Here is a 24,953-nt window from a genome sequence, read left to right as displayed (position 1 = left end):
AACTTGCTCTCTTCTCCGGACCAATGCGAGTCAATTCGCTTTTTCTACTTTTAGCTGTCGCGTTAATTGATACTGGTGCAGTTTAATGATCACTACGGCAATGACTGAAACCGCTATGCCACTTACCGCCAAGAAGTTTACTACGCCTGCCACATTCTGATTATCGATAAGATACCCGACACAGTATGTCCCAACCGAAAACCCTAATGAGACCGCCGCAGCCATGTAGCCTTGTGACGTGGCGGGAGAATAGGGGCTTATTTGATCCGCAAGTGCAGCGATAGAGATATCATTCCATGCACCATTGATGATTGACATGAGAATGAGTGATAACGGCAATAGCGCTACGACTTCTTGTCCATACATGACCCACATTGCTGCAGCGACGATGAGATTGATCCCTATCGTTACTAGCCAGAGCGATTGAGGGCCGTGCTTCTCCATCCATTTCCCAGCAGGGGCTAGCGATACAAGTGTAGCTAAAGCCGCTATCGCCATACCAAATGCTGAGCTTGCGACCGAGACGCCAAACGCGTGTTCGATAATAACGGGCCCGAACTCAACCATGTTTGAGCCGATAAACATCGATAAAGCCACACAGATGACGAATCCAAACCAAATTGACGGTGAAGAGCGTCGACGATCTCCCGAGAGAGCATCTTTGAGACTATCATCTTTTTGTATTTCAGCTGGTGGAGCAATAAGAGTAAGAACAAGTAGGCTCATATCTAGGATGATAAGCGCAACTATCTGAAATGTGTCTGTAAAGCCAAAGTGGCTAAGTGTGCCGACAGCAATGCCAGCGACTGCAACACCAAGCATCTGCAGCTGGAACAGACGTTTTAGCGATCTTGTTTGCTCTGCTGGATTGTGATTGAGCTTTAACGCAAATGTTGGGTTGAGGATGAGGATTAAATTACTTCCAAGACCCACCAGGATCGCAATCCCCCAGTAGTGCCAAGCGGTATGTTCGACCAGCAGTAACATTATTAGTGCAAAGCAATGGCAACCCAGAGCAAAGCAATGCAGCTGACGATGCAATGAGTAGCGGTCAGCAAGCGCACCAAGCAGAGGAGCAATGAGTCCGATCAGCCCCAAGATTAACATCACCTGACCAACTAATATGGCACTACCCGTACGAGATATGATCACTGGAGCAATGATGATGGCGACGCCTATCCATTGCACAATACCCATGGAGGCTTGAGAGAACTGCCAAAGATTGTTGTTTTTCATAGTGATCACGACTGGACAAATAAGCCGTGATTATAAAGAAAAAGCGAGCACAGTTAGTGCTCGCTCAGTGTCAATAAAGCTTAACGCATTACATTCGCTAGATTGCGCTATCTCTTGCTACGCTACAGCCAAACGAGGATTGCTCACCATAGCGTTCCAACGTTTTTTTTGTTCCTTCAAACTAATATCTAATTGCTCTAACTTGACGCGCAGCAGTGCAAGTTCGTACTTCTCTTTTACGCTGGATTTCGCGGAGTCAATAAGCTGGCTCCTAACCTCGTCGTACTCGGTGAGTTTAGCTAACAGTTGCTGAAGCTCGTGCTCTAATGCAGTTTGGATTTGCTCAGCATTAGGAAGCTTGAAAATTCTATCTTTAGCGTTTGCCATGGTTTGCTGCAGACGTGCCTTCTCAATTCTATAGGCAGAAACACGTTTCAAGTTTGAAGCTAAGCCAATACTCGCGCTACCTCGAATTAACCACTTTGTCGGGTCGAACTGCCACCAACGAATACCATTACGGTAGTCGTGCTCAAAAATATGGTGGAAGTTATGATAACCCTCACCAAAAGTGAAGAAAGCGAGGATTCCATTATCACGAGCGGTATTTTTGCTGGTGTAAGGCTGTGAACCCCAGATGTGAGCCAGTGAATTGATAAAGAAAGTAGTGTGATGGCTCAGCACCAATCTCAGTGCCCCCACGACAAGCACAAAGCCAATCAGATCGCCGTAGAGTAGGCCAAGAGCAATCGGGATACCAAAGTTGGTCAATAGCGCGAGAAGTACATAGTGTTTGTGTTGCCACATGACCACAGGATCTTTTTGGAGATCGCGACAATTACGATAATCATCATAACGCTGAGCCTGATACTCTCTTAACATCCAACCAATGTGCGAGTACCAGAATCCGCGCTTAGCAGAGTAGGGATCTTTGTCGTTGTTATCGACATGCTTGTGATGAACACGATGGTCTGAAGACCAATGTAACGCGCTGTTTTGTAACGCAAAAGCACCGCCAATCGCAAAGAGATATCTCAAAGCCTTGTGGGCTTCATAGGTTTTGTGGGACCAAAGACGATGGTAACCCGCCGTAATAGACATCCCGCAAAATACAAAAGCAATTACCAGCCATACCCAGTGGGCCACGCTATAGCCTTCGACCATGCCATACCATGCGACACCGACGGTTGCCAAAATAAAAGTGCCTAGAAAAATCGCTACATTTAGCCAAATTACCGGAGGCTTTTTCGCCGTATCCATCAATAAACTCCATTTAAGCTTACAACTGTTCGCTAGAATATCAGCGTACACCTGTAAGTCAAAGAGGAAGTTGTTAATTTGTTTGTCCATATTTGCATCAATTGAGAAAAGAGTTGCTACTTTTCGGTGCGTAGAGTCGAACGCAATATTACTAAAGTATTGAATTTAAGGGGTTTAAATTAGTGGTATACATATTGCTTACTATCGATGGTTAGGTTTGTATACAATTAAAAATACAGAAAGGAAGTCACATGGAACACGACAAAGAAGATCTCATCTACGGACTCGATGACAAACCCTCGGCAAAATCTGCGAGCTATGCTGCCTTGCAGCACGTACTTGCGAGCTTTGTCGGCATCATCACACCGACGCTTATCATTGGCGGTGTGCTTGGGCTCGGAGAGCATATTCCTTACTTGATTAGCATGGCGCTCATGGTATCGGGGGTAGGGACGTTCATTCAGGCAAAACGCATTGGCCCTGTTGGGGCGGGGATGATTTGTGTACAAGGCACAAGCTTTGCGTTTCTTGGCTCGGTATTGGGCGCAGGCTTTCTGGTTAAAGCCAACGGTGGCGGTCCGGAGGAGATGCTGGCCACCATCTTCGGTGTTTGCTTTTTTGGTGCGTTTGTCGAGATCATTTTGTCGCGTTTCATCGATAAACTTAAAGTCGTCATAACTCCTGTTGTCACAGGGATAGTCATTACAACCATAGGTATTTCGCTTATTAAAGTTGGGGTGACTGATATTGCAGGTGGAGTCGGTGCCGAGGATTTTGGTTCGGGAAGCAACCTATTACTAGGTAGCATTGTTCTAGCAACCATCGTTGTGCTAAACCTTAGCCGTAATACTATGATTCGTCTGTCGTCGATTCTTGTTGGGTTGCTAGTGGGCTGGCTTGTTGCCTCGATGATGGGTAAAGCTTCTATGGCGGACTTTAGCGCGCAGCCTCTTCTGAGTATTCCAGTTCCGTTTAAGTATGGATTCGCATTCGACTGGCAGGCATTTTTGCCGATTGCCTTTATCTATTTAATTACGGCTATTGAGTCTACGGGCGATCTCACCGCAAATTGCATGTTCTCGAAACTGCCTATTGAAGGGAAGGGGTATTTACAACGAGTTAAAGGTGGCGTTTTAGCTGATGGTGTTAATTCACTGATCGCAGCGACCTTTAACACCTTCCCGAATACAACTTTCAGCCAAAACAACGGTGTGATTCACTTAACGGGGATCGCGAGTCGATACATAGGTTATTTCATTGCTGCGATTCTTTTTGTTCTCGGTATGTTTCCGATCCTCGGTGCCGTATTGATGACTATTCCTAAGCCTGTACTCGGTGGTGCAACACTAGTGATGTTTGGCACCGTCGCAGCAGCCGGCATCAAGATTATTGCTAATGAAGAGCTAGATAGACGCAAAATCATGACGATTGCTATCTCATTTGGTTTGGGTTTGGGAGTGATGTTAGTACCAGATTTACTAAAAGAGGCGCCTAAGCTAGTACAGACCGTGTTTGGTTCTCCAGTTACGATGTCTGGTCTTGTTGCTCTGGGGCTTACCGCGTTATTGGCATTGGTTCCGCAGACATTACCGACTAAGGTCAGTAAAACGCCCAAGTCTGAAGCTATGGAAGCGACCAAAGCGTAAAAACAAAGCGTAAGCGGTTCGCAAAAACAAAAAAGAGACATTCTTTTCAGGATGTCTCTTTTTCGTGTAGTAGAGTGCGTCAACGCATGCTAATGAGCAAGTCAGCTAATTCGGCAAATCCATAACCACCATTGCCTCGAGTCACATACTTAGGTTTAGCATTTAGCTTGCCTAACAGCGGAGTGATGTTATTGACCCCAAATGTGGTTGGCAACCACTCAAACATCGCTTCGTCATTAAGCGAGTCGCCGATATAAGCGAAGTTTGCAAGGTTAAGGCTCTCAAAATCAGAGTTTTGCTTAAGATAGAGTTCACTTGCGATACGCTTGTTGTGCTCTCCAACCCAAACGTTGATATGGATAGAGCTCTGTGTTGCTTTTACTGGCTGTCCGTTCAATGTAAGTTGTCGGATTGCAGTCAGCAGTGTTTCAGCCACTATAGGATCGACAGGCTCACGATCCTGCCCTAGGTTAATGGCGACATCGCAAAAACGAAAACCTTGGTCGCTTGCAAAGTCGATGCCTGGATAATCGACAAGTACCTCGTTCAAGAGGTCAATCAATGCTTCCTGCTGAGCTCTCATTTCACTCATAGGGATCTGCGAGTGAGTATAAAACCCAGACGGGTTTTTCTGCATCCAGAATGCACCGTTTTCCCCAATGACACCATTCACTGGCCAAAGCTTGGCAATTTGGTCACACCAACCAGCGCATGCTCCGGTCACCGCAACGACCTTAATTCCAGCATTGTTGAGTTTCGATAGAGCGCTCAATGTTTCTGACGGGAGCTTTCCCTCCCATGTCAGTGTGTCATCGACATCCGTTAGTAACCATTGAATCTCATTTGCCTGAGCGTGAGATATCGCTGCTAAAGGCTTAGGCATTAATAACCTCTTGTTGTTCTGCATTGGCGTCAAAGTGAATACGTTTTGATGTTTTACTATCAAAAAGATGGACGTGCTCTAGGTCAATATCAATACCCAGTTGTTCGCCGATGGCAATCTTAGAGTGTCCTTCGACGCGAACAACCAGTTTTTGGTCTTCTGAACCAAGAGTTTTACAGTAAAGCAATAGGTCTGCTCCCAGAGCCTCAATCAGTTCGACTTCAACATGGAACCACGGGTTGTCTTCAGTAAGCTTTAAATGCTCTGGTCTTAGACCCAGTTTAATGTCACCAAGCCCCAATGAAGAGGTGTTTAGCTTAAGAAGCGAGTGGTCAAGTTCAATACCTTCGATAGAAACAATGGCGTCAAGAATGTTCATAGATGGCGAGCCAATGAAAGTCGCAACAAACAAAGATGCGGGGTTATCGTAAATCTCGAGCGGCGTGCCCACCTGCTCTACGTTGCCCTTGTTAAGAACAACCAACTTGTCCGCTAGCGTCATGGCTTCGACTTGATCGTGTGTGACGTACACCGATGTAGTACCCAAACGGCGTTGTAGACGTTTGATCTCAAGGCGCATCTGGACACGCAGTTTCGCATCAAGGTTTGACAATGGTTCGTCAAACAAGAACACCTTTGGTTCACGCACGATTGCACGTCCCATCGCCACACGTTGTCTTTGGCCCCCGGATAACTGCTTAGGTTTACGGTCAAGTAGGCCGTTGAGTTCTAGCATCTCTGCCGCCTCTGAAACTAAGCGCTTGATTTCGGCCTTCGGTGTCTTACGGTTTCTGAGTCCATACGCCATGTTGTCATAGACCGTCATGTGAGGATAAAGCGCATAGTTTTGGAATACCATCGCAATATCTCGCTCACCAGGTTCTAGGTTATTCACCACTTTATCGTCGATTTGCAAGGTTCCAGAGGTGATTTCCTCAAGGCCTGCAAGCATGCGTAACAGCGTTGACTTACCGCAGCCACTCGGACCAACAAGGACAACCATTTCGCCGTCTTCAATGTTTAAGTTGATGTTTGGGATCGCTTGGTAGCCATTTGGGTAACATTTAGCGATGTTTGAAAGAGTAAGTGTAGACATTTATTTCTCCGAATCTACCAAGCCTTTAACGAATGCTTTTTGCATACCGATGACAACAATGACCGGTGGCAACATAGCTATGATGGTGGTCGCCATAATCTTGTTCCATTCAATGACGCCATCAACCACACCAAGCATCTGTTTAATGCCCATGACGATGGTGTAGTACTGCACGTCAGTCGTGATAAGAAGTGGCCACAGGTATTGGTTCCAACCATAGATAAAGGTAATAACGAATAGGGCGGCGATATTGGTGCGCGATAGCGGCAACAAAATATCGAAAAAGAACTTAATCGGGCCCGCACCATCAATTCTTGCGGCTTCGACTAGTTCATTGGGTACCGTCATAAAGAATTGACGGAACAAGAATGTAGCGGTGGCACTGGCAATCAATGGAATCGTGAGTCCATAGAACGAATTCAGCATGTTGAGGTTCGTGATGACCTCAAACGTCGGCATGATTCTGACCTCAACAGGTAGCATTAGGGTGAAGAAGATCATCCAGAATGCAATCATGCGACCTCTAAATCGAAAGAACACCACGGCATACGCTGACATGATTGAGATGATGAGTTTGCCGAATGTAATACACAACGCCATGATCAGAGAGTTAGTCAACATGTGCGTAATTGGTAAGGCGCTGTTGTTAAATGAACTCTGATTGCTGAGAAGCTCGCCAAACACGCTAAAGCCAAGGTCGCCAAACCACAGGGGTGTGCCGGTCGCAAACGCAGTGTTGTCGTGAGTGGTCGCGACTAGTGCGATCCATACTGGAAGCGCAATAGAGATGATGCCGAGCGCCAAAATAACGTGGCAAAAAATCGTAAATAGGGGTCTTCTTTCAACCATTAGTATGCCACCTTTTTCTCAACATACTTAAACTGAATCACCGTGAGCAGGGCGACGAGAATCATTAGGATGACCGACTGAGCGGCAGATGAGCCGAGATCCAGACCGATAAATCCATCGTTATATACTTTGTAAACTAAAGTCGACGTGCTGTTACTTGGTCCGCCTTGTGTCATTGCATGGATAATGGCGAACGTATCAAAGAAGGCGTAGACAAAGTTCACGACTAGCAAGAAGAAACTGGTAGGTGAAATAAGTGGGAAGCTGATAGTCAAGAATCGCTTCACAGGGCCACTGCCATCAATCGCTGCCGCCTCATGGAGTGACTTCGGAACAGATTGAAGGGCGGCAAGAAAGAACAGGAAGTTGTAACTGATCTGCTTCCACGTCGAGGTAATGACGACCATCCACATAGCATGCGACCCATTGAGCGTTGGGTTCCATTGAACGCCAAACCACTTAAGCACATCGGTGATAACACCAATTGTTGGGTCGAAGAGGAATAACCATAGTGAACCCGCGACGACTGGGGCAACGGCGTATGGCCAAATTAAGAAGGTGCGATACATGGTCGCGCCGCGTACGATGTGTTCAGCAAACGCAGACAAAATCAGTGCGCTGACTAGCGCTAATACCGCGACACTGACGCTGAACTGTAGGGTAGTGAAAAGAGAATCTAGGTAGTAACTGTCATTGAGCAGTTTGCTAAAGTTCTCCAGTCCAACAAACTCTCGGCTGATGCCGAAAGCGTCTTCCAATTGAGACGATTGGAAGACGGCCTGACCTGCGGGCCAGATAAAAAACACGATAGTGATGACCAACTGCGGCGCGATAAGCGCGTAGGGTAACCACTTGTTTTTGAATACAACTTGTGAAGACATAAAAAATACCGAAATGCCGCCACATCAAAAACCGTGGCGGCGTAGAATGGACAACGGGTTACTTCTGTGTGCGCTCAAAGCGACGAAGCTGCTCGTCACCACGGCGAACTGCGTTGTTTAGCGCTGATTTAGCAGAAGCTTTGCCTGCCCAAACGGCTTCTAGCTCTTCATTGATAATGTCGCGAGTTTGTAGGAAGTTACCAAAACGAATGCCTTTTGAGTTCGCTGTCGGCTCTGTCGACGTCATCTGAACAACAGCCGTGTCAGTCCCTGGATTTGCTTGGTAGAAGCCTTGTTGCTTAGTTAGCTCGTAAGCTTGCTTAGTGATTGGCAGGTAACCTGTAAACTGGTGCCAGTCAGCTTGGACTTCTGAGCTTGAAAGGTAGCTAAAGAACTTAGCCACACCTTTGTACTCTTCTGATGAATGACCACGAAGAACCCAAAGAGATGCGCCGCCGATGATGGTGTTTTGTGGCTTAGCAATCAGTTCATCGTCGTACGGAAGTTGAGCAACGCCAACGTTGATGCCCTTCATGTTCTCTTGAATACCAGCCAAGCCTGCAGACGAGCCCATTGTCATTGCACACTCTTGGGTATAGAAAAGTGGCATGCCATCCGACTGGCGACCACCGTACTTATAGATGCCTTCTTTCGACCACTCGCCCAGCTTCTCAATGTGCTTCACATACGGAGCGGCGTTAAACTTAAACTCGGTATCAAATCCACCAAAACCATTGTTTTGAGTTGCAACAGGGATGTTGTTACGAGCACCAAAGTTTTCGATCTGAGTCCAAGATTGCCATGTGGTTGTGAAGCCGCACTTTGCACCTGAAGCGAGTAACTTACGAGATACCTCTTCCATCTCTTTCCAAGTCTCAGGAGCAGACTCGATGCCGGCTTTAGCAAACATGTCTTTGTTGTAGTACATCACTGGCGTCGAGCTATTAAACGGCATTGAAAGCATTTGACCGTCGTTCGTTGTGTAGTAACCCGTCACAGCCGCAAGGTAGTTGTCAGGATTAAACGGTTCTTTGGTGTCTTCCATCAACTCATAAACAGGGTAGATGGCTTGCTTTGCACCCATCATGGTTGCCGTACCCACCTCAAACACCTGAACAATTGCAGGCTGCTCTTTAGCACGAAAAGCAGCGATAGCACTGGTCATGGTTTCAGCGTAGCTACCCTTATAAACAGGTTTGATCTCGTATTCTGATTGGCTAGCATTGAAGTCAGCGGCAATTTCGTTGACTTTTTGACCCAAAGCGCCACCCATAGCGTGCCACCATTCAACCTCTGTTTTGGCTTGAGCGCCTGTGCTGATAAGCGCGGCTGTAACAGCAATGCTTGTTAGGTGCTTAATAGACATATCCTTTCCCTTCATTCATTGAGTATTGGTGTTAGTTCACATGAGCAGATGTTCATTTATGTGGTGTTATCCGCTCTAAATGTTCAAATGAAAATTAAACTAGGAAAATGACGATTCGGTGACAGTTAAATGAACTTAATTGAAAGGTTTTGTTTTCATCATTTGTTGTTTTTACTGCAATACTTGTGTCATATTTGGTTGAGATGCTTCAGGTGAACATAAATGAACATTTAGAGGTATCAAATGAAAACGACAGCACACCGTGGCTTATCTAGTCTTGCCCCTGAAAACACGATGGCGGCCTTCGAGCTTGCCATTAAACACGGGGCCGAGTGGATTGAAATTGATGTTCAGCTTAGCCAAGAAAAAGTGCCTGTGGTTATTCATGACCAAACGGTAAACCGTTGCACTAATGGCAGTGGTAAAGTGTCACAACTGACCATTAATGAACTTAAAGCACTTGATGCTGGGTTATGGTTTGGTGAAGTCTATCGCGATGAGCCTATTCCAACACTGGCAGAGACCTTACTTTTCGCACAGCGTAATAGAGTGAAGCTAAATATTGAGCTTAAGGTTTATGAAGGTGACAACGTTGAACTGCTTTGCCAGCAAGTCAAAACTGTGATGGAAGAGGTCGATACAGCACCTGAACAAGTGTTGTTTTCTAGCTTCTCTACGGACGCCTTGCTGCAAATGAAACGCCAGATGCCAAATATTCGCCGAGGACAGCTTTGGCAGAAAGTACCAGAAGACGCACTGTCTATATTAGATAACTTGTCAGCGTACAGCGTTCACTGCGACTATCGTTTTCTAGATGAAGCCACGGCTCGAGTGGTCAAATCTTCCGGCTACCAACTCTATTGCTATACGCCAAATTTTCCCGAGCTAGTGACGCAATTATGGGGCTGGGGAGTCGATATGATGATTACTGACGTGCCGCAAAACTATTTGGAACCCGCGGACGCACTTGTGTAGTATTTGCTGAGATAAAATAAAAGGTAACAACCACCACTATGACTAACCTAAGCCTGCGACAACAGAGCATTATCGATCTAATCCAGCTTCAAGAGTACTGTACCATTGATGCGCTTTCGGGACATTTTAATGTCACTACGCAGACGATTCGTAGAGACATCAATGAACTATGCGCACTCGGGCTTGCTAGGCGACATCATGGTGGTGTGAGTTTGCCGACAACATTGAGTAATCGAAGTTTTGCTTCACGAAGCGCTACTAACTTAGACGAAAAGCAGCTTATCGCTAAACAAGTGGTGGCTGAAATCCCTGACGGTTGTACCTTATTTTTGGGCATTGGCACCACGATTGCGACTATTGCGGAAAAGCTCGCCAATCATCAGCAGCTTCGTGTTGTGACCAACAATTTTCAAGCTGCTCATATTCTCTCTCAGCACGACCATATCGAGACCTGGATTCCAGGTGGCAGGCTACGCACCAATGACGGCGATGTGGTAGGTGATAACATTAGCCAGTTCTTTGGTCAGTTTTCTGCTGATATTGGTATTGTTTGTTGCGCCGCAGTTTGCCTTGCATCTGCAGTGCCAAGCCCACAAGAACTCTCACCTCTAGGCTTGAATCAAGAAGAATATGCCATGGAACACGAACTGCGTGAGGCAACGGTGAGTCAAGCGATAGTTGCAGGCTCACAACAAAAGTGGCTAGTCGCAAACAGTACCAAATGGCAGAGAACGGCGAGTGCACGTGTCGCACCTATCAGCTATTTCGATCGCGTGTTCGGCAGTGCAGAGGGCGTTTAACCTTTTTACACACCCTCGCTAAGCAAAAGGTACTCAGCAAAATGCACTCAGCAACAGTCACTACGCAACATCACCCTCGGATATAGGCTCCGGAGGAAACTCGTCGTAGATGGCTTGAAAGCGATCAAGATTATCCATCAACGTCGTGACCAGTAATGGGTCGAACGCGAGACCTGCCTCTTGCTCAATATAACGTTGAGTGTCACCCATACTCCACGCACGCTTGTAAGTGCGTTTACTTAACAGTGCATCAAACACATCCGCTATGGTGATGATACGCGCCTCGAGAGGGATGTCTATTCCGCCTATTCTTGATGGATATCCGTGTCCATCGAAGCGCTCGTGATGGTAGTAGATGATGTTTTTTAAGAAGGAAACCTCGGCACTTGATGCGGTCATCACATCAATATTGTCGAGAACATCGTCGATAATATCTACGCCATAATCAACGTGCTTATTCATTATTGCCCGCTCTTCAGGTGTATATCGATGTGGGCTAAACAGAATATGATCGGGAATACGATACTTACCAATGTCATGAAATGGCGAATAGAGCTCTATCCATTGGATGAAGCGATGATCGACGGGAATCTTCACCGCAAGTAACTCTGCCAATAGTTTGCTGTATCTACTCATCCTTTGCAGGTGGTCTGCTGTTTCAGGGTCACGCTTGTGACTGATCCGGAGAGCGAGCTTCAAGGCTTGCAAAAACATCTGGTGTTTATAGCGATCGTGACACAGTAAGCTCACGATGACTTCTCGCACAAACAGTAAATCCGCGTGTAACGTCCCGTCATTGAAGTAGTCGGGCTTAGTGGCGTTAAAAAACAGCACAGCACCGTGTTTATGATCGACTTTTAAGCCCATGGTGAAGCTACTGCGATGGCCTAGCATGCGAAGTCGGCTGTTCCTCAGATTATCACTGAGCTCGGTCAGGTCGGAGACGACACGGATCTCTTGATTCTCAATGATCTTGATAAGGGGTTGGCAGTTCGAGGATGACATTGAGATGACGTCATACCGATCGCTATCATCCTGATGGTCGATAACGTGGAAGTTTTCAAGGTGGTCGCCTGATGTGACAGACACACATAACCTGGAAAGAAAAGGGTGTTTCTTTCTTAGACTGTTGAACAGTTCATCGATGCCATTTCGGCAACTAAGCGCTCTATTGGTGCTAGCTATGCAGTTTATATAGTCCATATGTTTCTTATCATTAGTTTTTATATGGGTATTGTCATATTAGCGAGCTTAACTTTGAGTCAGCAAGTGACTTATTTCACACATAGAAGTGCAAGTGAATGAATATAAATGGCGATATAATGAACTGTGATCGCCCTATCAAGTCTAGAAATTGAACAAGTTAATCGTTTGCTTTCTGTTCATTATCGCCTAGTATCCAAACATATGTTTGGATGTGCGGACAAATGTTTATGACGGAACGTGAGCAGCAGATACTAGATTTGATAAAGCAAGATCCTATGATTCCCCAAAATACGCTGGCAGAGTTGTTGGATCTGAGTCGCAGCGCGGTTGCGGGACATATCATGAATCTTACCAAGAAGGGATTTATCCAAGGCAAGGGCTATGTAATCGCGCCTGAGCGTTATGTCGCTGTTATCGGTGGCGCTAACATGGATTTGTGCGGTCGCTCTACCTCTGATCTCGTCATAGGGGACTCAAACCCGGGCGTGTTAACTTCAGGAGCTGGTGGCGTAGCACGCAACATTGCGGACAATCTAGCGCGTTTGGGTGGCAAGGTGCAGTTTGTTGGCGCGATTGGCGACGACTTGTGGGGCGAACAGCTTCTAGATGCTTGTCGAAATGCCTCAGTAGGCATCGATCATTGTTTGATAGTACCTGGCCGAGCCACAAGCACTTACTTGTCTATTCACGACCCAAAAGGCGAGTTACAACTGGCACTTAATGACATGGCGCTTATCGACGAGCTCAATGTCGACCAGTTAGCGAAGCGTGCAGCCGTATTCAACCGTGCCTCCGCGATAGTGTTAGACGCTAACTTGAGTGACAGCGCACTCGATTATCTGTTCCATGCACACGGTAACAAGCCCATATTTGTTGACCCTGTATCGTCCGTAAAAGCGGGCAAGATAAAACCTTACCTCGAACATGTTCATACTCTTAAGCCTAATCTCGCAGAGGCAGAGCTTTTATGTGGTTATAAGCTGCAGGGTTTAGACCAGCTTCCTGAACTCGCTGGTCAACTGCATAAAATGGGGATTAAGCGGTTACTGATCAGTCTTGGAAAACAAGGCGCTTATGCCAGTGATGACGGGCAAGGGCAGTTTATTCCCGCATCACAAACGCAAGTTAACAACGTCACAGGCGCCGGTGATGCCTTAATGGCCGGTCTTGCACACGGATATATCCAGAGTTGGGATTGGCAAACCAGTGTGGACTTTGCACTCGCTGCTGCGAGGCTAGCCTTACAGTCCAACTCAACAATCAATTCAATTATGTCTGAAAGGGCGGTCTCGCGCCTAATAGAGGAATCCACATGTTAGAGAAGTACCTAGATATTCAACCAGAAGTTGCACAAGCATTGGCTGAGAATAAACCTGTCGTTGCACTGGAATCGACGATTATTTCTCACGGCATGCCTTACCCGCGTAATGTTGAAACAGCACTGACGGTAGAAGCAACGATACGTGAATCTGGTGCGATCCCTGCGACAATTGCCATTATCAAAGGTCGCCTAAAAGTCGGTTTAGATAAAGAACAAATCGAATACTTGGGTAAGGCAGGCACAGCGGTAACAAAAGTGAGTCGTCGAGATATTCCGTTTATGGTAGCTGGACAAAAAGATGGCGCTACAACCGTGGCAGCAACCATGATTCTGGCTGAAATGGCAGGGATTCGAGTATTTGCAACCGGCGGTATTGGTGGCGTGCATCGCGGTGCTCAAGAGACATTTGATATCTCAGCTGACCTACAAGAGTTAGCGAACACAAACGTTGCGGTTGTTTGTGCTGGCGCTAAATCCATTCTCGATCTTGCGTTAACTCGTGAATATCTCGAAACACAGGGTGTTCCCGTCATTGGTTATCAAACCGATAGCCTACCTGCGTTTTATACTCGTGAAAGCGAACATGGTATCGATTATCGCTTAGATACTGCTGAAGAAATCGCTATTGCGCTCAAGGCAAAATGGGAGATGAATCTTGCTGGTGGTGCTGTGGTAGCAAACCCGATTCCAGAGCAGTTCGCAATGCCTGTAGAGGCGATCAATAGTGCGATAGAGCAGGCATTGGCTGAAGCGGATGAGCAAGGTATCGCTGGTAAAGAATCCACACCTTTCTTGCTTGCGCGAGTCTGTGAATTGACGGGCGGGAACAGTCTAGACTCTAATATTCAGCTTGTGTTGAACAATGCAAGACTTGGAGCAGCGATTGCGGCGGAGTACTGCAACGCCTAACCCTTGCTCACCTGTTATTTTAAGCCCCGCTCTAGTTAGGCTCATTTGCTAGGCGGGGTTTCTTCATTTTGCAGATCATAATGTTGCAAATATAGTTATTGGCATATGCTAAAAATGGACGTACTCTTTTGAAACATGTTCAACAGGAGGAACCTATAATGCTTATCGCCATTCCGGTTAGAAACGAGCGCGTCAGTGGCCACTTCTCAAAGGCTCAATCCATCGCTTTGCTGGATACAGGCCAGCACTCTACAACTATGATCGATCTCACGGACCACGTGCAGGGTTGTCACGGTAAGAAACAGTGGAAGCAGCTAATAGAATCCAAGCAAGTCGATATGGTTTTGGTGCGAAATATTGGTAAGAAAATGCTTCAATCTCTGTTCGATCTTGGCGTAGAGGTACGGGCAGCGAAGTCAATGCAAACCCTATCAGAGCTAAATATCGAACAATTAGAAACAGTTAACGATATTAGTTATGGTCGGGATAACCCTGCTAAGAAGATGTCGTGTTGCTCTTCTTCACTGCCACCTCGAAATAAACTCTCACCCAGTACGGTCCGTAATATAAGGATGAGGCTCACGAAAATAGAGTGAAGGGGATAAGAGTATGGATATATTACTTGCTATTGTTGTGTTTACGTCCGCGATTGCACTGATGTCCATCGGTGTTATGTTTAAGCGTAAAGCGATACGAGGCAGTTGCGGAGGTCTTTCTAAGGTTGGTATCGAAAGTGATTGTGACTGTAAGAAACAAGCGAAAAGCAGCGAGAAGTCGCTCTATAAGATTCAGGAGCCCGCTCGCCGCTAAGCTCAGCTAATCCAACTCAGAGGTCGACATCATCAGTGCTTGACCCTCTATCAGGCACTGTGCCACCTTTTTGCGGGCAGACTTAACGATGTTAGCAAAGGTCTGTCTAGACACATCCATTTCTCTGGCTGCATCAATCTGGTTCATCCCTTGAAGGTCCGCCAAGCGCAATGCTTCAAGCTCGTCAGGTAATAACTCTACCTTTTTAAGTTGTTTTGTTGGTACACCATTGGGTTTGAAACACTCATAGGGTGCTCGGCTACATACTTTTCGAAGCTTTTTCGGTCTTGCCATGATTTACATCTTACTCAATCTTTGGAGTGGGTTTTTTAGTGCGACGGGCATCATATACAACATCATCAATCGCATCACGTGGTTAATGGCAACAAATGCAGGCTCCAAGCCGAGCAATAGGGCTACTGCAGTCATTGCCTCAACACTACCCGGTACCCATGCTAGAAGTAATACCTCCCAATCGGTACCTGTTAAGTAGCTAAATCCAAACGCATAGAGAAGGGTCACTGTGACACCTAACACTGTGACGATCAATCCTGCTTTCGAATAGCTGAGTGCCTCTCGTAGCGTTGTTGGCGCTAACCGGCTTCCGATCAACACTCCCAAAATAGCCGTGGCAAACATGATGAGTACTTCGGGTACCGCCAGAGCTAGCGAGGCAAATTGAACATTATAGATAGCGGCAACAATCAGGCTGGTTAATAGGTAAGGGGCAGGCACACCGACTTTGCCTACTAATTTGCCTAACGCATAGCTGATAACAGCCAGTATCAACAAATGTATTGTTTGAGACACCGTTAAAGTTTGGCTTAACTGCGAGCCACCGTCTTCGCCTGTTGACGCAATAACACCAGCGAGGACGACCAGTAGTAATAAGCGAATAGAGTGCGAGAATATGATCTTTGGTGAGGGTTTTTCCTGCTCCTCACTGATAACGAGAATGGCAGCCATTGCACCAGGAATGGCGCCTAATAAAGACTCGAAAGGCGTCCAACGCTCACGTTTATACAGCCAAAAGAAGTTGACTGTGGTCTGCGATAACATGCACAAGACGAGCCCTGTGAACAAAGGAAGTGAAAAAGAGCCAACGAGATCAGAAAAGTGCACGGTAATTCCGATACTGACTCCCAAAATGATCTGAATGACGGTGATCACCGCATCGGGCAGTCTGACGTTTTGGCGGGTAAAGCGAAGGTAAATGATGGTTGCAAACGCCGCAGCAAACAACTCACCCAACGGAATGGGGAGAAGGCTTCCAAGCAAAGCGCCGGCTAATCCAAACAGGATTGTTTTTAATGCGACCATCTTATTCCTTTGATTCAATGGATATTTTGAGGGCTCGATTATACACCAAACAGAGTAAGTATTGGCTTTTGCCGTAGCAAAGCGTGTCAACTTACGGCACAATGCGCTCTGATTTGACCGCGGTAATGATGAGAGAACGATGAATTTTAAAGCTGCAATTTTTGATATGGATGGGTTGCTTCTAGATACAGAGAATGTCTGCAAAGGCATTTTTGAAAAGGCATGCGAGACGCTAGGTGTCCCTTTCTTAGAAGAGAGTTATCTGTCTATCATTGGTTGCAATTCAAAGACCATTCACGCCAAATTGGGTGCTGCTTATGATGGCATTATCGATTATCAAACGATTAATGAAGAGTGGCGTAAACATTACAATGATGTGGTGTTTCATCAAGCTATTCCCAAAAAGCATGGTGTTGTAGAGCTACTCGATTGGCTCAAATCTCTCAATATTCCTCTCGCGGTTGCAACGTCTACTCACCGCGAAGTCGCGGAAAGCAAACTCAGACTCGCGGGGCTGGATAGCTATTTCGATAACATCACGACAGGGTGTGAGGTCACTCGCGGTAAACCCGACCCTGAAATCTATCATCTTGCGGCACAGCGCTTAGGCGTTCCTTCAGAACATTGCTTGGCGTTTGAAGACTCTAACAACGGTGTGAAAGCGGCTATGGCAGCTTCGATGAATACTTATCAGATCCCAGACCTAGTGGCGCCTTGCGAGGACGTAAAAGCACTAAATCCCAACACGCGTCAATCCTTGATGGAGGTCTATGTCGAGCTATCCAATCAAAACGATAAATAGTCGACATAGAGTTTAAAGAGGCTAGCTGCTAGAGCTAGTCTTTAGTTCGCTCAACCGCATCAAGCCAACCTGCATAAAGCTGGTCACGTTTCTCTCGTTCAATTTGAGGTGAGAATGTTCGTTCCACCTGTTTTTTCTCTGCAAGCTCTTCTTGGCTTTGCCAATAGCCAACCGCTAAACCAGCTAACATCGCGGCACCAAGTGCCGTGGATTCACGAACGGTAGGCCTCAACACTTTACTGCCCATCACATCCGCTTGGAACTGCATCAAAAAGTCATTCGCTACTGCGCCACCATCGACGCGTATCTGGTTAAGTTTGATGCCAGAGTCCTCTTCCATCGCCATCAATACGTCTTTACTTTGGTAGGCAATGGCCTCGAGTGCGGCTCGGATGATGTGGTTTCGGTTCGTGCCTCGCGTTAAGCCCACGAGCGTACCGCGTGCATGCGGATCCCAATAAGGCGCACCAAGCCCGACAAAGGCAGGCACCATGTACACGCCGTTGGCACTATCGACTTGCTCTGCAAAGTAGGCGGTATCTTTGGCATCGCGAATAAGCCCAAGTTCATCCCTGAGCCATTGAATCGTGGCGCCGCCCATGAAAACGCTACCTTCTAAAGCGTACGTCACCTCGTCACCGATTTTAAAACCAACCGTCGTTAATAGACCATGTTGAGAAGTGACTGGACTGTGACCCGTGTTCATCAGTAAAAAACAACCAGTGCCGTAGGTGTTTTTTACCATGCCTTTCTTAACGCACTGCTGCCCAAAAAGCGCAGCTTGCTGGTCTCCGGCGATTCCGCTAATAGGGATTGCCTTCGCACCGCCGCCGATTTGAGTATGCCCATAGGTTTCGCTGGATGATTTGACGCTAGGTAGCATGTTACGAGGGATATTAAATAGCTCAAGCAGAGCATCATCCCACTCGAGAGTGTGGATGTTAAAGAGCATGGTTCGTGATGCATTACTGACATCGGTTACGTGCGTTTTGCCGTGAGTTAGCTTCCATATCAACCAAGTATCGACAGTACCGAATAGCAGCTCACTGTTTTCTGCTTTTTCTCGTGCGCCTTCTACGTTATCAAGGATCCAGGCCACCTTAGAGGCAGAGAAGTAGGCGTCAATGACGAGACCAGTCTTGTCTCGAATCATGGCTTCGTGACCATCGGCTTTTAATTGGTCGCAATAGTTCGCTGTTCTGCGGCATTGCCAGACAATCGCATTATAAATCGGCAGCCCAGTTTCTTTGTCCCAAACCACAGTGGTTTCGCGTTGGTTGGTAATGCCTATTGCAGAGACCTCTTCACTAGAAATATCTGCTTGTGCCAAGGCTTCGGTGAGTGATGAGCGCTGCGTCGCCCATATCTCCATTGGATCATGCTCAACCCAGCCGGGTTGAGGGTATATCTGGGTAAATTCACGTTGAGCAGTGGTAACGATGTTCGCATCGTGATCAAAGACGATCGCTCGTGAACTTGTGGTTCCTTGGTCTAGAGCGATGATGACGTTTTTGTTGTTCATAGATTGTCCGTCAGTCGATAGTAATGGTATCAATGGGCGTTAGTGTTCGTTTTCGACCATAGTGAAGAACGGTCAACTAAGCACCACAGTGTTTCATCTTAGTGTCGTTGATAATAATGTTCAAAGACGATAATGAAATCTGTGAGCAAAACAGTAACTACAAAAAAATTTAACAAAATAGCATCAAAATGCTCGCAATGTTCGTATTCGCGCATTATATTGTTCGTATGCTCATTTGAAGGTTGCGAGTTAATGGAGGTCAGTGGCAATGAGTCAAGCGAACAAAGCTTACGATGTAGTAGTAATAGGTGGTGGTATCAATGGCGTGGCTGTGGCTGCAGATGCGGCGGGACGTGGATTAAATGTGGCACTATTTGAAATGAATGACCTTGCCTCTGCAACTTCATCAGCGAGCAGTAAATTGATACATGGCGGTCTTCGTTATCTAGAACACTATGAGTTTCGTTTGGTCTCTGAAGCATTAGCAGAGCGTGAAGTGCTACTGAAAAATGCACCGCATTTAGTGTCTCCACTACGCTTTCAATTGCCTCATCGCCCCCACTTGCGCCCTGCTTGGATGATTCGTGCTGGGTTGTTCCTTTACGATCACCTTGGAAAGCGCGTGTCCTTAATGGGCAGCAGCAGTGTTAAGTTTGGCAGTGATAACAGCCCGCTACAGCCTGAGATGCAGATTGGTTTCGAATACTCTGATTGTGCAGTGGATGATGCGAGATTGGTTGTAACTAACGCGCTATTGGCAAAGGAGAAGGGGGCAGACATTTTTGCTCGAACCAAGTGTATTGGCGCGCAGCGAGCAGAAGACGGTTGGTTGGTAGAGGTTGAAAGCACCTTAACGGGTGAGCGGTCTACGTTCAAAGCGAAAACGCTGGTCAATGCTGCTGGTCCTTGGGTGGATCGTTTCTTTGACGAGCAATTAGAGCTGCGCTCACCAAGACATATTCGCTTGGTTAAAGGCAGTCATATTGTTGTCCCTAGAATGTATGAGGGCGATCATGCTTACATTCTTCAAAATGAAGATAAGCGTATTGTGTTTGTGATCCCGTATATGGATAGCTATTCAGTCGTAGGGACGACCGATGTGGACTATCAAGGTGACCCAAGTGAAGTCGCGATTGATGACAACGAAGTCGACTACCTGTGTGCAATCGTCAACCAGCACTTCAAAAGCAAAATCTCAAAAGAGGACATTGTTTCCGATTGGTCAGGTGTAAGGCCACTATGTGAAGATGAGTCTGATGATCCGCAAGCGGTGACACGCGATTACACTATCGAGCTAGATGATGAACTCGATGATGCTCCACTTCTTTCTATCTTTGGTGGCAAGCTGACAACCTATCGAAAGCTAGGGCAAGCTGCAGTGAATAAATTAGTGCCGTTCTTCCCACACATGGGACCAGATTGGACTAAAGAAGCCACACTGCCTGGTGGTAATTTCTCAAACAGAGAGGCGCTCGCAGAGCAAATGGCGAAACGTTATCCATGGTTGGATTCGGCAATCATTCGTCGTTGGGTCCGCTCGTATGGAACGCGAATCGAGGCTGTGTTAGCGGGAATTTCCAGTCTAGAGTCAATGGGAGAACACTTTGGACACGGGTTGTATCAAACCGAAGTTGATTACCTGATGGAGAGCGAATGGGCTGTGTCCACCGACGACATTTTGTGGCGAAGAAGCAAACTGGGATTAGAATTTAACGAGCTTCAAACTGAAAAGCTTAATGCTTACATGCAAAGCAAACTATTAGCCGCCAAATCGACAGTGCTAAAGTGTGTGGGCAACTAAGTAGAGATAACAATGAGGAAAAGAGCGCATAGTAATGCGCTCTTTTCGTTTATTTTCTGCGGATAATTACCATGGAGCTTAAGCGATAGAATATCAGCGATGCGAGCAAGCACAGACAGCCAAGGATTTTGTTTAGTGGCATAGACTCATCGTAAATGAGCACACTGAGTATCAGAGTCCAAACCGGTTCTAACAGCATCAATAGTGCAGCATTGGTCGGATTAGCGAGCTTCTGACCGGTCGTTTGCATCAGATAGCGTAAGCTGGTGGCGAGAATTACGCTTAAAGTAAACCATTTCCACGTCACGACTGAGATTTCGCTCGGCCAGGTTTCGGTAAACCATGAGAGAAGTAAACCCAAACAGCCAGTAGAGAACAGCTGGAGGGTAGTCAACAACATCGGCGATAGGCTCGCTGAGTATTTGCTATTGAAGTTGAAGTGCACGGCAAGACCTACGGCCGACACTAAGAACCAAAGCTGACTGGCATTGAACGACCAGCTTCCTTTCCAAGAAAGCAAGAACAGACCCACGACAGCAAGAGGCAAAGACAACCAGAATGCTCGAATGGGTTTGGACTTGAACAGCACCCATGCAACTAAAGGTACGAACAACATCGACAGGCTCATAATAAATGCGCCTTCACCTAATGTGTCGCTGATAGAAATTGCATGGATCCAGCAAAATATAGCGCCCCCCCAAAAAGCCACCTACGCTAAGTGCGCGCAGGCAATCTGAGAGAGAAGCCGCCTTTAGTGCCTTGTAGCAAAAAGGAGCAATATGAGTGATGCGGCGAGAAATCTTAGTCCGATAAAGCCAAATGGCGGTAGACCTTGTATGGCTTCTTTCGAAAATACCCATCCAGCACCGGCAAGCAAAGTGGTGAAAACCAGAATAAGTTCAGCGCGATAGTTCAATGTCGGGGATGTCTTGTTGTTTTTTGTCTATTCTGCTTCAAATAGTTTAACTTAGCCATATAATTAGTGATGAATTACGAGTACTTTAGTAAACTCTAAACTATTTTCCCATAAGATCTGTACGTTTATTGAAATGCGTCTATATTCATATAAAGAATAGACAACAATACACACATCTTGGCTAGAGGTGTTTATGGCTTTCGCAACGTACAGTAATGACTCACTCACCGTAATTGAAGTCGAGTCGGCTTCATTTGATTCAAAAATGGTGACTCAGTTTAGGCAGTTTATTGATGAATTGCCTGAAACGGGTGACAAACCCATTCTGCTCGATCTCTCTCACGTCAGTTTTATGGACAGTAGTGCTTTGGGGGTTCTAATGGCTTTCAAAAAACACCATATGACATCGGAGATTTCCGTGGTTACAGAGAGTGCCCCCGTATTACAGCTACTTAAGGTCACAAAAGTTGACCAGATCGTCCGAGTATACAGTGATATAGAGCAGGCTATTCTGGCAAGCTAAGCCTAGTTGTATAAAAACGACGCAATTCATATCGGCAACTTTCTGTTTTTGTTGACGACTCACGTTGAGTCATACACACTTAGTGTCAACATTTCGTGACACTTTCGACAGGAACATAAAGTGCGTTTAGAAGTCCTCTGTGAAGACAGGCTCGGTTTAACTCGAGAACTGTTAGATATCTTGGCGTCCAACAGTATCGACTTACGTGGTATTGAAATTGATACTACGGGCATTATTTACCTCAACTGTCCAGACATAGACTTTGAGACGTTTCGTGACTTAATGGCAGAGATTCGAAGAATCTCTGGCGTAAAAGACGTCCGCAAAATCCAGTTCATGCCTAGCGAAAGGCACAACACAGAGCTTGTCTCTCTACTAACTAACTTACCTTATCCAGTACTTTCTATCGATCTGAAAGGCGCGATTGACATGGCTAACCATGCCGCGTTGAAGCTGTTGGCAAAAAGCGAAGAAGAGGCCATTGGTCAATTAATCTCGCAGCTATTGCCAAGTTTCAATTTCGCCAAGTGGATTGAAGGCGATATCACCAGACAGAAACAAGCGATTGTCGTCGATGGGCTGGATTACACAATGGAAATCTTGCCTGTTTACATCACTGGTGAATCGAACGAGACCGTTCTCGCCAGTGCCGTAATGAGTATTCACCCTACGACTCACTCTGTCAGCACTGAATCTCTGGCAGATAGCAATACACTGGGCTTTGAGCACTTTGTGGGCTTGTCCAACCGTCACAAGGCGTTAATGAGCCAAGCTAAAAAGCTCGCGATGCTTGACCAGCCCTTGCTTATCGAAGGTGAGACGGGCACTGGCAAAGAGATGCTAGCGAAAGCCTGCCATAATCGCTCTAATCGCGCTTCTCAGCCATTTCTGGTATTGAGCTGTGCGTCGATGCCAGATGATGTCGCGGAGACGGAACTATTTGGTCATGCTCCTGGTTCGTTTAATCACGAACATGGGCACAAAGGCATTTTTGAACAAGCTAATGGTGGCACGGTACTGCTTGATGAAATCGGTGAGATGAGTCCACACCTGCAAATCAAGCTGCTTCGTTTCCTTCAAGATGGCACATTCCGTCGTGTAGGCGAAGAACACGAAGTGCATGTTGATGTGAGAATCATTGCGTCAACGCGCCACAACCTTGCCGACCTAGCGGAGCAGGGGGCATTCCGTGAGGATCTTTATTATCGCCTCAATGTATTGACGCTGACTATTCCACCGCTTAGAGAGCGTGCTAGCGACATTACGCCATTGCTAGAATTATTTGTAGCGAAGCACAGCAATAAACTGGGCATTAGCAAACCAGAAGCGGATGAGGAGCTTTTGGATGCGCTAAGCAACTATCCTTGGCCAGGTAACATGCGTCAGCTCGATAACATGGTACTCAGAGCACTGACACAAACGACAGGCGCAAGGCTGAAGCTAGAAGATTTTAATTTACCTAAACTAGAGTCAGTTAGCTCAGGCAGTGTCAATCTCAACATCGACGGCTCACTGGACGACATTATGAAAGACTACGAGTCTAAGGTGTTGGAGAAGCTATACCAATCCTTCCCATCGAGTCGTAAGCTAGCGAAGCGTTTGAATGTCTCGCATACCTCTATCGCTAATAAACTGCGTGATTACAACATCAGGAAGAATTAATGGAAGACAGAAGCTCGGCGGTGCAATTGCATCGTCGTGATGGCAATGTGTTGGTGAGAACCTCTTCTCCGTCCGATGCTTATACTGTGTCTCAGTACTTTCAAGATAATCGTCGCTTTCTACAGCCTTGGGAGCCTAAGCGAGATGAAGGTTTTTTCCAGGTAGATACATGGGCAAGCAAACTGCTTAAGTTAGAAGAGCTACATCGTCTTGGCTTGGCGTATTACTGTTTGATTTTTGACGCCGATACCAAAGAGATGAAAGGTACGGTGTCATTTAGTAATTTGGTTCGTTTTCCGTTCCATTCTTGTAATTTGGGTTATTCACTTGCTGAAGATGCACAAGGTCAAGGATACATGCGACGTGCGCTGTCTATGGCTATCCCTTACATGTTCGAATACCAAAATATGCATCGAATAGCGGCTAGCTATATGCCTCACAATAAGCGAAGTGAAGCCGTATTAGAGAACATGGGCTTTGAACGAGAAGGGCTTGCCAAAGATTACCTACTGATAAATGGGAAGTGGGAAGATCACATCCTGACTTCTCTTCATAACCCGAACTGGAAGCAAGCATGAACCAGAGATTAGAGCAGCAATTATCGCTTTTAATTGAATTAGACAGGCTGAAAAGCGTGCTGAGAAGGACACGCGTTCGCAGCGCTGAAGGTCGTCTTGAAAACAGTGCAGAGCACAGCTGGCATGTCGCTATGATGGCGCTTCTCATGCAAGAACATGCCAACGAACCTGTAGAGATCACCAAAGTCGTCAAGATGTTGCTGCTTCACGATATTGTTGAAATCGATGCTGGCGATACCTTTGTGTACGATGCACAAGCTTCAAAGGAACAAGAAGAGAAAGAACTGGCAGCCGCGCATCGTCTGTTTGGGATGCTTCCTCAAGATCAAGGCCAAGAGCTGTTTGATGTTTGGCAGGAGTTCGAGTTAGCGCAATCTCCCGAAGCAAAGTTTGCCAAAGCTCTAGATAGACTTGTTCCGATGCTGCTGAACTATCACAATGATGGTCAAAGCTGGGTAGAAAACGAGGTTTCAAAATCTCAGGTCATGCAGGTGAATCAAAAGATAGAAAAAGGTTCACAAGTGCTCTGGGATAAAGCAAAATCGCTCATTGAAGAAGCCGTTGAAAATGGCTGGTTAAAGAATTAGGAAACTG

Annotated in this window: 24 protein-coding genes and 1 pseudogene; 13 read left to right on the top strand and 12 right to left on the bottom strand. The window is 46.4% G+C overall.

Features of this window, described 5'->3' with window-relative positions; all coding sequences use genetic code 11:
- Positions 1-30 precede the first annotated feature (30 nt).
- Both AC6I8Y_RS10205 and AC6I8Y_RS10200 read right to left on the bottom strand, forming a co-directional pair.
- Positions 31-1,236: an MFS transporter gene (locus tag AC6I8Y_RS10205; protein WP_498020112.1), complete on the bottom strand. Its 1,206-nt coding sequence runs from the start codon at positions 1,234-1,236 to the stop codon at positions 31-33.
- A 117-nt stretch (positions 1,237-1,353) separates the two neighbouring features.
- Positions 1,354-2,493 (bottom strand): acyl-CoA desaturase, encoded by a 1,140-nt coding sequence (locus AC6I8Y_RS10200; protein WP_498021487.1) that lies wholly within the window; start codon positions 2,491-2,493, stop codon positions 1,354-1,356.
- A 251-nt stretch (positions 2,494-2,744) separates the two neighbouring features.
- Between AC6I8Y_RS10200 and AC6I8Y_RS10195 the strand changes: the two genes are divergently transcribed.
- A complete protein-coding gene (locus AC6I8Y_RS10195) occupies positions 2,745-4,139 on the top strand; it encodes a nucleobase:cation symporter-2 family protein (protein WP_498020111.1) in 1,395 nt (464 codons plus the stop codon).
- Positions 4,140-4,218: 79 nt separating this feature from the next.
- Here the strand turns inward: AC6I8Y_RS10195 and AC6I8Y_RS10190 are convergent, their stop codons facing one another.
- From AC6I8Y_RS10190 to ugpB, 5 genes are read right to left on the bottom strand one after another with little or no spacing between them, the layout of a single operon-like run.
- Positions 4,219-5,022, bottom strand: coding sequence for an HAD-IIB family hydrolase (locus AC6I8Y_RS10190; RefSeq protein WP_394151455.1), 804 nt, complete (start codon positions 5,020-5,022; stop codon positions 4,219-4,221).
- On the bottom strand, positions 5,015-6,118 hold the full coding sequence (locus tag AC6I8Y_RS10185) for a sn-glycerol-3-phosphate import ATP-binding protein UgpC (RefSeq protein WP_498020110.1): 1,104 nt from the start codon (positions 6,116-6,118) through the stop codon (positions 5,015-5,017). The genes AC6I8Y_RS10190 and AC6I8Y_RS10185 overlap by 8 nt, the downstream gene beginning before the upstream one ends.
- Complete coding sequence (ugpE, locus tag AC6I8Y_RS10180) at positions 6,119-6,967, bottom strand: sn-glycerol-3-phosphate ABC transporter permease UgpE (RefSeq protein WP_128648886.1); 849 nt, start codon at positions 6,965-6,967, stop codon at positions 6,119-6,121.
- The gene (gene ugpA / locus AC6I8Y_RS10175; RefSeq protein ID WP_042472334.1) at positions 6,967-7,848 is read right to left on the bottom strand and encodes a sn-glycerol-3-phosphate ABC transporter permease UgpA; all 882 of its coding nucleotides are present in this window, start codon (positions 7,846-7,848) and stop codon (positions 6,967-6,969) included. The genes ugpE and ugpA overlap by 1 nt, the downstream gene beginning before the upstream one ends.
- A gap of 58 nt (positions 7,849-7,906) precedes the next feature.
- Entirely contained in the window at positions 7,907-9,214 is a 1,308-nt protein-coding gene (ugpB, locus tag AC6I8Y_RS10170; protein WP_042472338.1) for a sn-glycerol-3-phosphate ABC transporter substrate-binding protein UgpB, read from the bottom strand.
- 243 nt (positions 9,215-9,457) lie between these two features.
- On the opposite strand from ugpB, the gene AC6I8Y_RS10165 reads away from it, so the two are divergent.
- Both AC6I8Y_RS10165 and AC6I8Y_RS10160 read left to right on the top strand, forming a co-directional pair.
- Positions 9,458-10,189, top strand: a complete 732-nt coding sequence (locus AC6I8Y_RS10165) for a glycerophosphoryl diester phosphodiesterase (protein WP_498020109.1) — start codon at positions 9,458-9,460, stop codon at positions 10,187-10,189.
- A 38-nt stretch (positions 10,190-10,227) separates the two neighbouring features.
- Positions 10,228-10,989, top strand: a complete 762-nt coding sequence (locus AC6I8Y_RS10160; RefSeq protein WP_252011968.1) for a DeoR/GlpR family DNA-binding transcription regulator — start codon at positions 10,228-10,230, stop codon at positions 10,987-10,989.
- A 60-nt stretch (positions 10,990-11,049) separates the two neighbouring features.
- On the opposite strand, the gene AC6I8Y_RS10155 is transcribed toward AC6I8Y_RS10160, so the two are convergent.
- Positions 11,050-12,078 (bottom strand): HD-GYP domain-containing protein, encoded by a 1,029-nt coding sequence (locus AC6I8Y_RS10155; protein ID WP_234495714.1) that lies wholly within the window; start codon positions 12,076-12,078, stop codon positions 11,050-11,052.
- A gap of 338 nt (positions 12,079-12,416) precedes the next feature.
- On the opposite strand from AC6I8Y_RS10155, the gene AC6I8Y_RS10150 reads away from it, so the two are divergent.
- From AC6I8Y_RS10150 to nqrM, 4 genes are all read left to right on the top strand, one after another.
- Complete coding sequence (locus tag AC6I8Y_RS10150) at positions 12,417-13,514, top strand: PfkB family carbohydrate kinase (protein ID WP_498020108.1); 1,098 nt, start codon at positions 12,417-12,419, stop codon at positions 13,512-13,514.
- A complete protein-coding gene (locus AC6I8Y_RS10145) occupies positions 13,508-14,425 on the top strand; it encodes a pseudouridine-5'-phosphate glycosidase (RefSeq protein WP_498020107.1) in 918 nt (305 codons plus the stop codon). Before AC6I8Y_RS10150 ends, AC6I8Y_RS10145 begins: the two co-directional genes overlap by 7 nt.
- A 158-nt stretch (positions 14,426-14,583) precedes the next feature.
- Positions 14,584-15,021: a NifB/NifX family molybdenum-iron cluster-binding protein gene (locus tag AC6I8Y_RS10140; RefSeq protein WP_498020106.1), complete on the top strand. Its 438-nt coding sequence runs from the start codon at positions 14,584-14,586 to the stop codon at positions 15,019-15,021.
- Positions 15,022-15,034: 13 nt separating this feature from the next.
- Positions 15,035-15,235, top strand: a complete 201-nt coding sequence (gene nqrM, locus AC6I8Y_RS10135; protein ID WP_498020105.1) for a (Na+)-NQR maturation NqrM — start codon at positions 15,035-15,037, stop codon at positions 15,233-15,235.
- A 6-nt stretch (positions 15,236-15,241) separates the two neighbouring features.
- Here nqrM and AC6I8Y_RS10130 read toward each other — a convergent pair whose 3' ends face one another.
- Both AC6I8Y_RS10130 and AC6I8Y_RS10125 read right to left on the bottom strand, forming a co-directional pair.
- Complete coding sequence (locus AC6I8Y_RS10130) at positions 15,242-15,529, bottom strand: DUF134 domain-containing protein (protein WP_498020104.1); 288 nt, start codon at positions 15,527-15,529, stop codon at positions 15,242-15,244.
- Positions 15,530-15,532: 3 nt separating this feature from the next.
- Entirely contained in the window at positions 15,533-16,555 is a 1,023-nt protein-coding gene (locus AC6I8Y_RS10125; RefSeq protein WP_498020103.1) for an AbrB family transcriptional regulator, read from the bottom strand.
- 139 nt (positions 16,556-16,694) lie between these two features.
- Here AC6I8Y_RS10125 and AC6I8Y_RS10120 point away from each other — a divergent pair, with 139 nt between their 5' ends.
- The gene (locus AC6I8Y_RS10120; protein WP_394151444.1) at positions 16,695-17,357 is read left to right on the top strand and encodes an HAD family hydrolase; all 663 of its coding nucleotides are present in this window, start codon (positions 16,695-16,697) and stop codon (positions 17,355-17,357) included.
- A 34-nt stretch (positions 17,358-17,391) separates the two neighbouring features.
- Here the strand turns inward: AC6I8Y_RS10120 and glpK are convergent, their stop codons facing one another.
- On the bottom strand, positions 17,392-18,879 hold the full coding sequence (gene glpK / locus AC6I8Y_RS10115) for a glycerol kinase GlpK (RefSeq protein ID WP_498020102.1): 1,488 nt from the start codon (positions 18,877-18,879) through the stop codon (positions 17,392-17,394).
- A gap of 268 nt (positions 18,880-19,147) precedes the next feature.
- Here glpK and glpD point away from each other — a divergent pair, with 268 nt between their 5' ends.
- Entirely contained in the window at positions 19,148-20,680 is a 1,533-nt protein-coding gene (gene glpD / locus AC6I8Y_RS10110) for a glycerol-3-phosphate dehydrogenase (protein ID WP_498020101.1), read from the top strand.
- A gap of 49 nt (positions 20,681-20,729) precedes the next feature.
- On the opposite strand, the pseudogene AC6I8Y_RS10105 reads toward glpD, so the two are convergent.
- A pseudogene (locus AC6I8Y_RS10105) lies at positions 20,730-21,596 on the bottom strand (DMT family transporter).
- A gap of 193 nt (positions 21,597-21,789) precedes the next feature.
- Between AC6I8Y_RS10105 and AC6I8Y_RS10100 the strand changes: the two are divergent.
- From AC6I8Y_RS10100 to AC6I8Y_RS10085, 4 genes are all read left to right on the top strand, one after another.
- A complete protein-coding gene (locus tag AC6I8Y_RS10100; protein ID WP_394151441.1) occupies positions 21,790-22,119 on the top strand; it encodes an STAS domain-containing protein in 330 nt (109 codons plus the stop codon).
- A gap of 120 nt (positions 22,120-22,239) precedes the next feature.
- On the top strand, positions 22,240-23,781 hold the full coding sequence (gene tyrR, locus AC6I8Y_RS10095; RefSeq protein WP_128648877.1) for a transcriptional regulator TyrR: 1,542 nt from the start codon (positions 22,240-22,242) through the stop codon (positions 23,779-23,781).
- The gene (gene rimJ / locus AC6I8Y_RS10090) at positions 23,781-24,359 is read left to right on the top strand and encodes a ribosomal protein S5-alanine N-acetyltransferase (protein WP_498020100.1); all 579 of its coding nucleotides are present in this window, start codon (positions 23,781-23,783) and stop codon (positions 24,357-24,359) included. Before tyrR ends, rimJ begins: the two co-directional genes overlap by 1 nt.
- Entirely contained in the window at positions 24,356-24,946 is a 591-nt protein-coding gene (locus AC6I8Y_RS10085) for an HD domain-containing protein (RefSeq protein ID WP_394151440.1), read from the top strand. The genes rimJ and AC6I8Y_RS10085 overlap by 4 nt, the downstream gene beginning before the upstream one ends.
- Positions 24,947-24,953 lie beyond the last annotated feature (7 nt).

The sequence above is a fragment of the Vibrio sp. KUL78 genome (genome assembly GCF_059725505.1).
The sequence above is the reverse complement of the archived record's forward strand: the minus strand, read 5'-3'. Positions and strand labels throughout refer to the sequence as shown.

Bases quoted from the DNA above. Each gene is read 5' to 3' on its own strand.
- AC6I8Y_RS10205 (WP_498020112.1), bottom strand. From the start codon at position 1,236: ATGAAAAACAACAATCTTTGGCAGTTCTCTCAAGCCTCCATGGGTATT.
- AC6I8Y_RS10200 (WP_498021487.1), bottom strand. From the start codon at position 2,493: ATGGATACGGCGAAAAAGCCTCCGGTAATTTGGCTAAATGTAGCGATT.
- AC6I8Y_RS10195 (WP_498020111.1), top strand. From the start codon at position 2,745: ATGGAACACGACAAAGAAGATCTCATCTACGGACTCGATGACAAACCC.
- AC6I8Y_RS10190 (WP_394151455.1), bottom strand. From the start codon at position 5,022: ATGCCTAAGCCTTTAGCAGCGATATCTCACGCTCAGGCAAATGAGATT.
- AC6I8Y_RS10185 (WP_498020110.1), bottom strand. From the start codon at position 6,118: ATGTCTACACTTACTCTTTCAAACATCGCTAAATGTTACCCAAATGGC.
- ugpE (WP_128648886.1), bottom strand. From the start codon at position 6,967: ATGGTTGAAAGAAGACCCCTATTTACGATTTTTTGCCACGTTATTTTG.
- ugpA (WP_042472334.1), bottom strand. From the start codon at position 7,848: ATGTCTTCACAAGTTGTATTCAAAAACAAGTGGTTACCCTACGCGCTT.
- ugpB (WP_042472338.1), bottom strand. From the start codon at position 9,214: ATGTCTATTAAGCACCTAACAAGCATTGCTGTTACAGCCGCGCTTATC.
- AC6I8Y_RS10165 (WP_498020109.1), top strand. From the start codon at position 9,458: ATGAAAACGACAGCACACCGTGGCTTATCTAGTCTTGCCCCTGAAAAC.
- AC6I8Y_RS10160 (WP_252011968.1), top strand. From the start codon at position 10,228: ATGACTAACCTAAGCCTGCGACAACAGAGCATTATCGATCTAATCCAG.
- AC6I8Y_RS10150 (WP_498020108.1), top strand. From the start codon at position 12,417: ATGTTTATGACGGAACGTGAGCAGCAGATACTAGATTTGATAAAGCAA.
- AC6I8Y_RS10145 (WP_498020107.1), top strand. From the start codon at position 13,508: ATGTTAGAGAAGTACCTAGATATTCAACCAGAAGTTGCACAAGCATTG.
- AC6I8Y_RS10140 (WP_498020106.1), top strand. From the start codon at position 14,584: ATGCTTATCGCCATTCCGGTTAGAAACGAGCGCGTCAGTGGCCACTTC.
- nqrM (WP_498020105.1), top strand. From the start codon at position 15,035: ATGGATATATTACTTGCTATTGTTGTGTTTACGTCCGCGATTGCACTG.
- AC6I8Y_RS10130 (WP_498020104.1), bottom strand. From the start codon at position 15,529: ATGGCAAGACCGAAAAAGCTTCGAAAAGTATGTAGCCGAGCACCCTAT.
- AC6I8Y_RS10125 (WP_498020103.1), bottom strand. From the start codon at position 16,555: ATGGTCGCATTAAAAACAATCCTGTTTGGATTAGCCGGCGCTTTGCTT.
- AC6I8Y_RS10120 (WP_394151444.1), top strand. From the start codon at position 16,695: ATGAATTTTAAAGCTGCAATTTTTGATATGGATGGGTTGCTTCTAGAT.
- glpK (WP_498020102.1), bottom strand. From the start codon at position 18,879: ATGAACAACAAAAACGTCATCATCGCTCTAGACCAAGGAACCACAAGT.
- glpD (WP_498020101.1), top strand. From the start codon at position 19,148: ATGAGTCAAGCGAACAAAGCTTACGATGTAGTAGTAATAGGTGGTGGT.
- AC6I8Y_RS10100 (WP_394151441.1), top strand. From the start codon at position 21,790: ATGGCTTTCGCAACGTACAGTAATGACTCACTCACCGTAATTGAAGTC.
- rimJ (WP_498020100.1), top strand. From the start codon at position 23,781: ATGGAAGACAGAAGCTCGGCGGTGCAATTGCATCGTCGTGATGGCAAT.
- AC6I8Y_RS10085 (WP_394151440.1), top strand. From the start codon at position 24,356: ATGAACCAGAGATTAGAGCAGCAATTATCGCTTTTAATTGAATTAGAC.